Genomic DNA, 11,885 nt, shown 5'->3' on the forward strand with positions numbered 1-11,885 from the left:
GGGTGCGACCCGGGACCAAACGGAGAGGGCTGGAATGATGGAAGAGCCGCGTCGCCTCGGCGGCCGGTACGAGCTGGACCGGGTACTCGGCCGCGGGGGGATGGCCGAGGTCTACCTCGCCCACGACACGCGTCTGGGCCGCACCGTGGCCGTCAAGACGCTCCGTGCCGACCTCGCCCGCGACCCCACGTTCCAGGCCCGCTTCCGCCGCGAGGCCCAGTCGGCCGCCTCGCTGAACCACCCGGCGATCGTCGCCGTCTACGACACCGGCGAGGACTACGTCGACGGCATCTCCATCCCGTACATCGTCATGGAGTACGTGGACGGCTCCACGCTGCGCGAGCTGCTGCACTCGGGGCGCAAGCTGCTGCCGGAGCGCGCGCTCGAGATGTGCATCGGCATCCTCCAGGCGCTGGAGTACTCGCACCGCAACGGCATCGTCCACCGGGACATCAAGCCGGCGAACGTGATGCTGACCCGCAGCGGCCAGGTCAAGGTGATGGACTTCGGCATCGCCAGGGCCATGGGCGACGCCGGCATGACCATGACGCAGACCGCGGCCGTCATCGGGACCGCGCAGTACCTCTCCCCCGAGCAGGCCAAGGGCGAGACCGTCGACGCCCGCTCCGACCTGTACTCCACCGGCTGCCTGCTGTACGAGCTGCTGACCGTGCGCCCGCCGTTCATCGGCGACTCGCCGGTCGCGGTCGCCTACCAGCACGTCAGGGAGGAGCCGCAGCCGCCGAGCGTCTTCGATCCCGAGATCACCCCCGACACCGACGCGATCGTCCTCAAGGCCCTGGTCAAGGACCCCGACTACCGCTACCAGTCGGCCGACGAGATGCGCGCCGACATCGAGGCGACCCTCGACGGCCGCCCGGTGGCCGCCGCGGCGGCGATGGCCGCGGCGCCCTACGGCTACGACGACCGGCCGACCACCGCCCTGCGCGCGGCCGACCCGGCGACCACGATGATGCCGCCGGCGAGCGACGCGGGCTACGGCGGCGGCGGTGGCGGCGGCTACGACGACTACGGCGGGCGGGCCGACCGGCGCCAGCGCCGCCGGAACACCTCGACGATCCTGCTGGTCATCGCGGGCGTCCTGGTGCTGATCGGCGCGATCTTCATCGGCCGCGCGCTCTTCGCCGGCGACCCGCCGGCGAGCAAGCCGCAGGTGCCCGACGTGGCCGGGCAGTCCGTCGAGGACGCGACCGAGGCGCTGCGGAACGCGGGCTTCGAGGCGAAGGAGGGCGACAGCAAGCCCTGTCCTGAGGACGAGGGCACGGTCTGCGAGACCGACCCGGCCGCCGGCACCCGCGCCGAGCGCGACTCCACGGTCACGCTGATCCTCTCCTCGGGGCCGGAGCAGGTCGAGGTGCCCGAGGTCACCGACATGTCCTACGACGAGGCCAAGTCCGCGCTGGAGGAGGCCGGGCTCAGGGTCGAGCGCGAGGAGGAGGAGACCTCGGACGAGGAAGCCGGCACCGTGCTCGAACAGGACCCGGAGGCCGGGGAGAAGGTCGACCCCGACACCACCGTCACCCTGACCGTCGCGGTGGAGCCCGAGGGCACCGAGGTGCCCGACGTGGTCGGCAAGCAGTTCGCGGACGCCCAGGCCGAGCTTGAGGCGGAGGGCTTCACCGTCACCCGGCAGAACCAGATAGACGACTCGCGGCCGGAGAACGAGGTCATCGCCCAGGACCCGAACGCCGGGGAGACCCTGCAGGAGAACGGCCTGGTCACGCTGACCGTCGCGATCCCCTCCGAGACGCAGCCGCAGAACGTCGAGGTGCCGGACGTCAGGAACAAGTCGCTGGCCGATGCCAGGGCTGCCCTCCAGGGGGCCGGGTTCAACGTCAGCGTGAGCGGCCCCGACACGGCGACCGCCATGGTGGCCGGCCAGTCGCCGAACCCCGGTGAGCAGGTGCCGCCCGGCACCACGGTCACCCTGCAGACCTACGACCTCGGCGCCATCGACGGCGGTGGCGGCGGGGCCAACGGGGGCGGCAACAACGGCGGCGGCGGCGACAACGGCGGCGGGGACGCCGGAACCATCTTCGGCCAGGGCTGAGCCCTCTGCTCCGCCGCCGCCGGCGGCCCGGGGCCCCTCGCGGGCCCCGGCCGCCGGTTCAGCCGCGGGCGCCCCGCCTGGCGCCCGCCTCGGCCTGGTCCTCCGGGGCGCTCTCGGCGGCGTTCCCCGGGGCGCCCTCGGAGGCGGACTCGGAGGCGGACTCGGGCCCCCGGTCGGGGGAGGGCCGGCTCTCCGTCGTCTCGGTGGCCGGGGAGGGCTCCATCAGCCAGTCGGGGTCGGACTGGCCGCTCCACCACTTCCACGCCACGAAGGCGCCGCCCGCGACCAGGCCGGCGAGGCCGACCCTGCGCACCAGCCGCCCGGTCCTCGCCCTGGCCCGCTTGCGCCGGGCCAGCTCCAGGATCTCCTGCGAGGTGACGTCCCCGCGCAGGGCGGCGAGCGCCGCCTGCGAGCGCACCGTGGCCTCCCGGCCCGCGGGTCCCGCGGCGGCCATCGCCCGGCCCATCCTGGGCACGACCTGCGTGGTCAACCCCGTTCGCGCCTGGCCGGCCGCCTGCCGGGCGCGCGGCCCGATGACGCCCCCGGCCCAGCGCGCGCACCGCACGGCACCCCGCCGTGCGGTCAGCGCGTACGGCGTCACCAGCTCCGCGGTGTGCCGCACCCTCGACTTCCCGTTCTGACTCACGTGTCCTCCCTCATACGACGTTCGATGCTTCGCGTGACCCTTGATGGCGTTTGTCCGCTCGTGCGCAAATCATTCCTGCTGTGAGGGCCTCCGGCACGCCAAACCGCCATCCGGGGGCGGGGCGTGTCGCGCGCGCATGGCAGGATCGGGGAACGTCACTGACGTAGACGGAAGGTTGATCGTGGCTGAGCAGCTCTACGCCACCCTGAAGACCAATCGCGGCGACATCGAGGTCCGGCTCTTCCCGAACCACGCGCCGAAGACGGTCAAGAACTTCGTCGAGCTCGCCCAGGGCTCCCGCGAGTGGGTCCACCCCGAGACCGGCGAAAAGTCCACCGAGAAGCTGTACGACGGCACCGTCTTCCACCGGGTGATCAGCGGCTTCATGATCCAGGGCGGGGACCCGCTGGGCAACGGCACCGGCGGCCCGGGGTACACGTTCCAGGACGAGATCCACCCGGACCTCGCCTTCACCCGCCCCTACCTGCTGGCGATGGCCAACGCGGGCCCGGGCACCAACGGCTCGCAGTTCTTCATCACCGTGGCCCCCACGGCCTGGCTCACCGGCAAGCACACCATCTTCGGCGAGGTCACCGGCGAGGCCGGCCGGCAGGTCGTGGACGCCATCGCCAACACGGCGACGGACAGCCGCACCGACCGGCCGGTGGAGGACGTGGTCATCCAGTCGGTCAGCGTCGAGACCCGCCCGGCCTGAGCCCGGCCCCTCCGCGCGGGAACATTTCCGGCCCCCGATCCGTAGGATCAGGGGGCCGGAATGCGTCCGGCCGACGCGAGGAGAGCGGCGACCGGGAGGGAGCGGCATGACGCAGCAGTACGGACAGCAGCCGCAGCCAGGGGTGGCGCGCTGCTACCGGCACCCGGACCGGGAGACCCGGATCGGCTGTGCGCGCTGCGGGCGGCCGATCTGCCCCTCCTGCATGATCGCCGCCGCGGTGGGACACCAGTGCCCGGAGTGCGTCCACGGCGCCCAGGCGGCGCGGGCCGCGCGCGCCACCCGGCCGAGGACGCTGGCCGGCGGCGCGGTGACGGCGAATCCGCGGCTGGTGACCTCCGTGCTCCTGGGGATCAACCTGGCGGTCTTCCTGGCCGTCCTGGCCGGCGGGGACCAGGTGGTCACCGACTACGGGATGGTCGGCTACGCGACGGACGGCTGGCCGCCCCACTGGATCGGGGTCGCGGACGGCGAGTGGTACCGGCTGCTGACCTCGGCGTTCCTGCACCAGGCCGTCTGGCACATAGCCTTCAACATGATGGGCCTGTGGTTCATCGGGCCCCCGCTCGAGGCGGCGCTCGGCCGGGCCAGATTCCTGGCGCTGTACCTGATCTCCGCCCTGGCCGGAAGCACCCTGTCCTACCTGCTCGCCGAGCAGAACCAGCTCTCCCTGGGGGCCTCGGGGGCGATCTTCGGCCTGTTCGGCGCGACGGCCGTCCTGACCAGGCGGCTGCGCTACGACATGCGGCCGATCGCGGTCCTGCTGGCGATCAACCTGCTGATCACCTTCACCTGGTCGCACATCGCCTGGCAGGCGCACATCGGCGGCCTCGTCGCCGGGGTGGTGGTGACCGCGGGCATGGTGCACGCGCCGCGGCGGCGGCAGGCCCTGGTCCAGGTGGCCACCTGCGTGGGGGTGCTCGCCGTGCTGGCCGTGGCCTGCGCGATACGCACCTCCCAGCTGGTGGGCGGCTAGTTCCGGCCGGTTATCCACAGGCCGTGCCCGATCTTGTGCACGATGTGGACAACGTCTTCACGAGCGGCACGTTCCGGCGTTTCCGCAGGCGGAAGGGCATGCGCTCGCCCCTCGGGCCCGCACGGGCGTTCCCGCCTTCGCTCAGTTATCCACAGATCTTGTGATGTTCGGTGGATAAGTCGGCGGGAAACCGCGGCCTCGCCCGCCGCCTCCTCCCACGCCGCCGGGAGCCGCTATTTCCACTGCGTGGAGACGACGAATCCCACCGCGATGAAGCCGAAGCCGACGACGATGTTCCAGTTCCCGAGGGATTCCACCGGAAGATCCGCCTGTGTGACGTAATAGACGACGATCCAGGCAAGGCCGATCACGAACATCGCCAGCATCAGCGGAGCGACCCAGCGACGTCCACCCATGTCGATCTTCGTCGCCTGCCGCCGCTCCGGCGGCGTGTAGGTGTCGTCCTTCTTCTTGCGGGTCCGTGACTTGGGCACGAGCGGCTCTCCTGTCGATCGCGCTCCTTCAGCGCGGAGCTCGGGGGTCGTCAGTTAGCGTAGTGCGTCAAGGGGCCGAAATGGAGACCAGGGGTGAGGTGAACAGCTTCCGCTTTCGCCCGGCGCGCCTGGGCACCCTCGCCGTCTTCGCGCTGGCCGGACTGCTCTTCTGGCTCAGCTTCCACGTCGCGCGCGGCGGCAATATCCGCACCGACGACTCCCTCCTGCGGCTTTCCGATCTCGTGCGCGAGCGCGCCGGGGACAACGAGGACCTGGAGGCGCAGGCCGCGGAGCTGCGGGCCGAGGTCGAGGAGCTGGCCAGGCGCCAGGCCGCGGCCGACCCGGACCGGGAGCGCGCGCTGGAGGAGGCCGCGGGTGCCGCCGGCCTCGCCGAGCTCACCGGGCCGGGACTGACCGTCACCCTCACCGACGCCCCGCCCGGCGCCACCGCCCTGCGGCCCGGCGTTCCCGAGCCCACGCCCAACGACCTCGTCATCCACCAGCAGGACCTCCAGGCGGTGGTGAACGCCCTGTGGGCGGGCGGCGCCGAGGGGGTCCAGGTCATGGACCAGCGGCTGATCTCCACCAGCGCCGTGCGCTGCGTCGGCAACACCCTGCTCCTCCAGGGCCGCCTGTACTCCCCGCCCTACACGGTCACGGCCGTCGGCGACCAGGACCGGCTGCGCGCCGCCCTCGACGCCTCGCCCGCGCTCCGGGACTACCAGCGGTACGTGGCGGACTACGGCCTCGGCTGGCGGGTCGAGGAGCGGTCGCCGGTGACTCTCCCCGGCTACCGCGGCGGGGTTTCGCTGCGCTACGCCGAGCCCGCCGAATGACCCCCTGAGCGCCATTCGATGACACCGATCCCCTCCGGCCCTCCAGGCACGCGTCGTACCCTTGGGGCAGCCGCGAAAGACGAAGGGGGAGCGAAGCCATGTACGCGTGGATCTGGCGGCACCTGCCAGGCAACATGCTGGTGCGCTCGCTGATCTCACTGGTCCTGGTGCTCGGGGTGGTCTTCCTCCTCTTCGAGTACGTGTTTCCCTGGGCCGAGCCGCTGCTGCCGTTCAACAACGTGACCGTCGAGTGACCGTCAAGCAGAAGCACGGAAGGGCTCACCCGCAGGCATGACCACCCGCATCCTCGTCGTGGACAACTACGACAGCTTCGTCTACAACCTCGTGCAGTACCTGGGTCAACTCGGCGCCGAGTGCGAGGTCCTGCGCAACGACGCGGTCAGCACCGGCCGCGTCGCCGAGGGCGGCTTCGACGGCGTGCTGCTCTCCCCGGGCCCCGGCACCCCGGAACAGGCCGGGGTCTGCATCGACATGGTGCGCCACTGCGCCGCCTCCCACACCCCCGTCCTCGGCGTCTGCCTGGGCATGCAGGCCATGGCCGTCGCCTACGGCGGCGTCGTCGGCCGCGCCCCCGAGCTGCTGCACGGCAAGACCTCCGACATCGGCCACAGCGGCGCCGGGGTCTTCGACGGCCTGCCGAGCCCCCTGACGGTCACCCGCTACCACTCGCTCGCCGTCGAGGTGGCGACGGTCCCGCCCGAGCTTGAGGTCACCGCGACCACCGCATCCGGCGTCGTCATGGGCCTGCGCCACCGCGATCTGCCGGTCGAGGGCGTGCAGTTCCACCCCGAGTCCGTGCTCACCACGGGCGGCCACCGGATGCTCGCCAACTGGCTTGTGGCCTGCGGCGATCCGGGGGCGGTCGAGCGCGCGCACGGACTCGCCCCGGTCGTGGGACGCGTGGGCCGGCAGGAGCCGGCGGCGTGACCGACCAGCGCCCGGGAGGCTCCGGGGAGTGGGGGTCGGAGGGCGACCCCTACGCCCCGCCGGGCGCCTACGACGCGGCGGCCCTCGGCGCCCTGCACGACCCCCTGACGGACCCCCTGCCCGCCCCCGACCCGCTGGGCGGCCCGCTGAGCGGCCCCTTCCCCGACCCGCTGGGCGACCCCCTGAGCGACCCGCTGACCGATCCCCGCGCCGATCCCTTCCCCGGGGGCGCGTACGGGGCCCCGGGCCCGTCCGGGGCCTTCCCGGCACAGCCCCAGGCGCCCTACGGCGGACCGTACCAGGGCAACGAGGGCGCGCCCGGGGGCGAGTACCCCTACGTCTCTGCCCAACCGCCCTACGACGCCTACGAGATGCCGGGGCAGCCGGCGCAGGCGGGTGGCGTGGGCGTCAACGACCCGGAGACGGTCGGCCTGCGCCGCCCCGAGGACCTCACCCGCGCCTCGCTCGCCGGGCAGGAGGCCCCGCCCACCGGCGGCAGGGCGGCCCGCCGCCGCGCCGCCCGGGCGGCCCTCGAAGCGGAGGGAAACGCCGCGGGAGAGGCGTCCCCGGCGCTCCCCGAGGACCGGGAGGGCCCGGACGGTGCCGCGGGCCCACAGGGCAGCCAGGAGCCGTCTGCCGCGCCCTCGCCCGGCGGCCGCGCGGCGCGGCGCAGGGCCGCGCAGGCGGGCCAGGCGGCCGCCGCCGAGCCGGCCGCGCCCGGCGGCAGGGCCGCCCGCAGGAAGGCGGCACAGGCGGGCCGCGGCGGCCAGGCAGGCCAGGCGGCGGCCGCGGCGGCGCTCGCCGAGGCGGAGGAGTCCGGGGGCAGGGCCGCGCGCCGCCGTGCCGCGAAGGCCGCGGCCAAGGCGGCCAAGCAGACCGGCACCGCGATCAGCAACGTCATAGGCGAGCTCTTCATCACCACGGGCGTGCTGCTGCTGCTCTTCGTCGTGTACCAGCTGTGGTGGACCAACGTCGAGGCCAAGGCGCACGCCAACAACGAGGCCAACCACCTGCAGGAGCAGTGGGACCAGCAGGGCTCAGCCGCCGGCTCCGACGAGAACCGCGACCCGGGCGAGTTCGCCCCGGGCGAGGGCTTCGCCATCCTCTACCTGCCCACCCTGGACGTGCGGGTTCCGATCGCCGAGACCACCGACAAGTCGAGCATCCTCGACAATGGCATGGTGGGCCACTACACGGAGGCGGACGGGCTGCCCACCGCCATGCCCTGGGACGAGGAGGGCAACTTCGGCCTCGCCGGGCACCGCAACACCCATGGCGAGCCGTTCCGTTACATCAACCGGCTGGAGCCGGGCGATCCGATCGTGGTGGAGACGGAGAACGCCTTCTACACCTACGAGGTGAGGAACACGCTGGACTCGACCCCGCCCTCCAACGTCGACGTGCTCGACCCGGTCCCCCCGGACAGCGGGTTCACCGAGCCCGGCCGCTACATCACCCTCACCACCTGCACGCCGGAGTTCACCTCCACGTACCGCCTGATCGTCTGGGGCGAGATGACCGAGGAGCGTCCGCGGAGCGAAGGGAAGCCGGATGCCCTCGTCAACTGACGCCGCCGAGGACCCGGGCGCCCACGGGACGGCGGAGCCCGGGCCCGCCCCCACCGCCGGGGCCGCGCGCCCGGCGGACCTCCCGCGGCAGGCCGACTCCCCTTCCGCCGGGGCGGGTTCGGGCGAGGCGGGCTCGGAGGAGACCGGCGCCGGCTCCCCCGCCGAGGCCGCCGAGGCGCCGGACGGCGAAGCGGCGGAGCGCGAACCCGCGAAGGACGCCGAGCCGGACGCCGACTCCGACGCCGGGGCCGACGCCGACGCCGGTTCCGGGGCCGACTCCGACTCCGACTCCGGGGCCGACGCCGACGCCGATTCCGGGGCCGACGCCGACGCCGGTTCCGGGGCCGAGGCCGATTCGGGAGCCGAGCCCGGGCCGGAGCACGAGGAGGAACCCGGCAAGGAGCCGGCCGGGCCCGCGCGCAAGGGCGGCGCCCCGAGTCGCCGGCTCAGCCGACTCGCCACCGCCTTCAGCGTGTTCGGCGAACTGCTCATCACCGCGGGCATCGTCCTCGGCCTGTTCGTCGTCTACTCCCTGTGGTGGACCAACGTGGTGGCCAATCGCGAGACGGCCCGCGACAGCGACGCGGTCCGGGAGAGCTGGGCCGCCCCGGAAAACGCGGACGACGGCGACGACGCCACCGTCCCGCCCGCGTTCGACCCCGAGGACGGGATCGGCTTCCTGCACGTCCCCGCGATGAGCGACGACGACATCCTCGTCAAGGAGGGGATTGACCTCGACGTCCTCAACACCGGCGCCGCCGGCTACTACGACAAGCCCGTGGAGTCGGCGATGCCCTGGGACGAGGAGGGCAATTTCTCGCTCGCGGCCCACCGGGACGGCCACGGCGCCAAGTTCCACGACATCGACGACATCGAGGAGGGAGATCCGATCGTCTTCGAGACCAGGAACACCTGGTACATCTACCGGGCCTTCGCGATTCTCCCGGAGACCTCGAAGTACGACACCAGCGTGCTCGATCCCATCCCCGAGGAGTCGGGCGCCACCGAGGCCGGACGCTACATCACGCTCACCACCTGCACGCCCGTCTTCACCTCCCGGCACCGCTACGTGGTCTGGGGCGAGTTGGAGCGCACCGAGCCGGTGGACGAGCAACGCACCCCACCGCGCGAGCTGCGGGAAGCCGGGCACTGACCGGCCCGGCCGGAGAACGCCACTTCCGGCCAGATATTCGGCCAGAAATGTGGTGGGTGAGCCCCCGGCGCGCGGCCGGGGGACTGCGGGAAGAAGCCCCGAGTGACCTCGGGGTTATCGCTGTGGAGCCTAGGAGAGTCGAACTCCTGACATCCGCCATGCAAAGACGGCGCTCTACCAACTGAGCTAAGGCCCCGTGGGCGTCCCGGCGTACCGCGACGGCCGCTTCCAAGGTTACCCAATACTCCCCCTGGATTCAGACCGGGTATCGCCCCGGGCGCTGCTCCCTCCGTAGGATGACGCGCAACTTCGCTCAGGTGAAGCGACAAGGGGAGAACAGGGGAGAGGACATGGACGCAGCCCAACAGGAGTCCACGGAAAAGGCCAGAGAACAGCAGACGACCTGGTACGGGGAGCCGCTCGGAGCCCTCTTCAGGCGGCTCATCGCCGACCTGGGGCTGAATCAGGCACGGCTGGCGGTCGTTCTCGGCCTTTCGGCGCCCATGCTGTCGCAGCTGATGAGCGGCCAGCGCGCGAAGATCGGCAATCCGGCCGTGGTGCAGCGCGTGCGTGCCCTCCAGGACCTGGCGGCCGAGGTGCGTGCCGGACGGATCAGCGCGGCCGAGGCCACCGCCTCCATGGAGGAGATCCGCCGCACCGCGGGCGGGAACGTGCTGAGCCCGAACTCCACGGCCACCAGGTCGAGTTCCATCGGCGTTCCGGCCAACCCCACCAAGCGGGTGGTGCGGGAGATCCAGGCGCTGCTGCGTTCCGTCTCGGACGCGACGGAGATCCAGAGCGCCGCCCGCCTGCTGGCCGACAGCCACCCGGAGCTGGCGGAGCTGCTGCGGGTCTACGGGGTCGCCCGCACCCGGGAGGCCGTCGAGCACTACGAGCGGCACCAGGGCTGATTTTCGGACATCCTTCGCCGGTCGAGCCGGGCCCTCGGGGCCCCACCGTCCGGCGAGCGCGGGCGCGGCACCGTACGCTCCCGCCCACCCGCACCGGCCGCGGCCGGGAGGTGCCGCAGGGGGCGGCGACGGAGCAGGCGAGCATCGGGGACCACGGGGGAGGAGGTCTCCGCCGATCGCCACCGCGCCCGCCCGCGTGAGCGGCCGCGCGACCGGCCCGGCCGCGCGGTGCGCGTTCGCAATCGCACAGCCCGCGGGCCCCTGTCCGCGTGAGGCGGCAGGGGCCCGCGGGCGCGTTGCGCGTGCTTCGGTTCGTGGGGTCAGGCACCCGTGGAGCCGGACGGCACGGAGTCGGTCGCCTCCGTCCACAGGTCCTGCTCGGCCCTGTCCGCCTGGATCTGGCGGTACACAAGGAGGCCACCGATGGCGGCCAGTGCGACCAGGAGGAGCTTCTTCACCGCGCTACCTCGTCCTTCTTGAAACGTGATCGGACCATCTGGCGCCCGATGATACCCAACTGTGTTCTTGGCCCAAGGGCTCGGCCCGGCCGAGGATACTCCCGGAACCCGCCCAGGACACCCCGCGGTACCCACCGGATCCGAACCCGCGACCTCTCGCCCCTCAGGCGGCTCACCAGGGGTTTTTCGCCCTCCGTGCGCACTCGTTTCCCCTCTGGCAGCGCTCGGGGGCGCGCGGGGCGCGCCGACCGCCCCCGCCCTGCCGCTCCCCGGTGGGCGGCCGGGGGCCCCGCCGCCTCCCGCGCCGGGTCTCCGGCGCCCAGAGTCTAGAGAAGTGACCACTCCGCCCCGCCGGCCGCCGGGACCTGCGGCCCACCCGCCCATGGCACCCCGCGGCCACACGGCGCGGGAAACCCGGCCGCCAGGAGCGGGCGCCGCCTCCCCCGGGCCACGGGCCCACCCGGGAGTCCCCGCCGGGCAAACGCAAAGCCCCGCAAAGCGCCGCCCCGGGCAGCCCCCGCCTCACGCCTCCCGGCCCCGCGCCCGCCGGTCCTGCACCGCGCGCCCCGCAGCCCGGCGGCTCCACGCGCCCGGCTCAGTCCTCCCTACCTTGTTGATCGGGATGAGCGAGCCATTCGTAGGGTTGGCTCACCCAGGGGGCCCGGGTGTGGCTTTCAGTCCTCTGCCGTCCGTGGCTGCGCAGGATTTGCCGCCCGGCCCCCACGACGACTCGGCTGCTCATTGGGAATTGCGGCACTGATCGCTCGGTAGGGACTCGACAGCGAGGTCGTCCGTGGTACCTGTACGAACACGACCTGTGGAGAGGCGAGTGACAGCGATCTGGGCCGGCATCGACGCCGGAAAGACCCACCACCACTGCGTGGTGATCGACGACACCGGCAAGCGGCTGCTGTCCCGGCGGGTGGCCAACGAAGAGACCGAGCTGCTCCAGCTCCTGGGCGACGTCCTGGACCTGGGCGAGGTGACGGCCTGGGGCATCGACCTGGCCGACGGCGGGGCCGGCCTCGTGATCGCGGTCCTGCTCAACCACGGCCAGCACCTGCTCTACATCCCCGGCCGGGCCGTCAACC

At 72.9% G+C, this 11,885-nt stretch carries 13 protein-coding genes and 1 tRNA gene; 10 read left to right on the plus strand and 4 right to left on the minus strand.

Features of this window, described 5'->3' with window-relative positions; genetic code table 11:
* Positions 1-37: 37 nt before the first annotated feature.
* Entirely contained in the window at positions 38-2,071 is a 2,034-nt protein-coding gene (gene pknB / locus D7294_RS26050) for a Stk1 family PASTA domain-containing Ser/Thr kinase (protein ID WP_120684007.1), read from the plus strand.
* Between the two features lie 58 nt (positions 2,072-2,129).
* On the opposite strand, the gene D7294_RS26055 is transcribed toward pknB, so the two are convergent.
* Complete coding sequence (locus D7294_RS26055; protein ID WP_147450912.1) at positions 2,130-2,717, minus strand: DUF5324 family protein; 588 nt, start codon at positions 2,715-2,717, stop codon at positions 2,130-2,132.
* A 181-nt stretch (positions 2,718-2,898) separates the two neighbouring features.
* On the opposite strand from D7294_RS26055, the gene D7294_RS26065 reads away from it, so the two are divergent.
* Both D7294_RS26065 and D7294_RS26070 read left to right on the plus strand, forming a co-directional pair.
* The gene (locus D7294_RS26065; RefSeq protein WP_120683967.1) at positions 2,899-3,432 is read left to right on the plus strand and encodes a peptidylprolyl isomerase; all 534 of its coding nucleotides are present in this window, start codon (positions 2,899-2,901) and stop codon (positions 3,430-3,432) included.
* A 106-nt stretch (positions 3,433-3,538) separates the two neighbouring features.
* Positions 3,539-4,426 carry a rhomboid family intramembrane serine protease gene (locus D7294_RS26070; RefSeq protein WP_120683969.1) on the plus strand — a complete coding sequence of 296 codons (888 nt, stop codon included), beginning with the start codon at positions 3,539-3,541 and terminating at the stop codon, positions 4,424-4,426.
* Between the two features lie 233 nt (positions 4,427-4,659).
* On the opposite strand, the gene crgA is transcribed toward D7294_RS26070, so the two are convergent.
* Positions 4,660-4,920 (minus strand): cell division protein CrgA, encoded by a 261-nt coding sequence (gene crgA, locus D7294_RS26075; protein ID WP_120683971.1) that lies wholly within the window; start codon positions 4,918-4,920, stop codon positions 4,660-4,662.
* A gap of 80 nt (positions 4,921-5,000) precedes the next feature.
* On the opposite strand from crgA, the gene D7294_RS26080 reads away from it, so the two are divergent.
* The 5 genes from D7294_RS26080 to D7294_RS33455 all read left to right on the plus strand — a co-directional run bounded on the left by D7294_RS26080 (position 5,001) and on the right by D7294_RS33455 (position 9,425).
* Positions 5,001-5,756, plus strand: coding sequence for a DUF881 domain-containing protein (locus D7294_RS26080; protein ID WP_120683973.1), 756 nt, complete (start codon positions 5,001-5,003; stop codon positions 5,754-5,756).
* Positions 5,757-5,854: 98 nt separating this feature from the next.
* Positions 5,855-6,010: a hypothetical protein gene (locus D7294_RS32310; protein WP_174248444.1), complete on the plus strand. Its 156-nt coding sequence runs from the start codon at positions 5,855-5,857 to the stop codon at positions 6,008-6,010.
* 37 nt (positions 6,011-6,047) lie between these two features.
* Positions 6,048-6,704: an aminodeoxychorismate/anthranilate synthase component II gene (locus D7294_RS26085; protein WP_120683975.1), complete on the plus strand. Its 657-nt coding sequence runs from the start codon at positions 6,048-6,050 to the stop codon at positions 6,702-6,704.
* The gene (locus D7294_RS26090; RefSeq protein ID WP_241562626.1) at positions 6,701-8,272 is read left to right on the plus strand and encodes a class E sortase; all 1,572 of its coding nucleotides are present in this window, start codon (positions 6,701-6,703) and stop codon (positions 8,270-8,272) included. The genes D7294_RS26085 and D7294_RS26090 overlap by 4 nt, the downstream gene beginning before the upstream one ends.
* A gap of 472 nt (positions 8,273-8,744) precedes the next feature.
* Positions 8,745-9,425, plus strand: a complete 681-nt coding sequence (locus tag D7294_RS33455) for a class E sortase (RefSeq protein ID WP_120683979.1) — start codon at positions 8,745-8,747, stop codon at positions 9,423-9,425.
* A gap of 123 nt (positions 9,426-9,548) precedes the next feature.
* Here the strand turns inward: D7294_RS33455 and D7294_RS26105 are convergent.
* Positions 9,549-9,621 (minus strand) — tRNA-Ala (locus tag D7294_RS26105).
* Positions 9,622-9,775: 154 nt separating this feature from the next.
* On the opposite strand from D7294_RS26105, the gene D7294_RS26110 reads away from it, so the two are divergent.
* Positions 9,776-10,336: a DNA-binding protein gene (locus D7294_RS26110; RefSeq protein ID WP_120683981.1), complete on the plus strand. Its 561-nt coding sequence runs from the start codon at positions 9,776-9,778 to the stop codon at positions 10,334-10,336.
* A 320-nt stretch (positions 10,337-10,656) separates the two neighbouring features.
* On the opposite strand, the gene D7294_RS32315 is transcribed toward D7294_RS26110, so the two are convergent.
* A complete protein-coding gene (locus D7294_RS32315) occupies positions 10,657-10,794 on the minus strand; it encodes a DLW-39 family protein (protein WP_174248442.1) in 138 nt (45 codons plus the stop codon).
* 829 nt (positions 10,795-11,623) lie between these two features.
* On the opposite strand from D7294_RS32315, the gene D7294_RS26120 reads away from it, so the two are divergent.
* The coding region (locus tag D7294_RS26120; RefSeq protein ID WP_147450913.1) for an IS110 family transposase at positions 11,624-11,885 on the plus strand (262 nt) is incomplete at its 3' end.

It is taken from the genome of Streptomyces hoynatensis (assembly GCF_003626535.1).
GTDB lineage: Bacteria > Actinomycetota > Actinomycetes > Streptomycetales > Streptomycetaceae > Streptomyces > Streptomyces hoynatensis.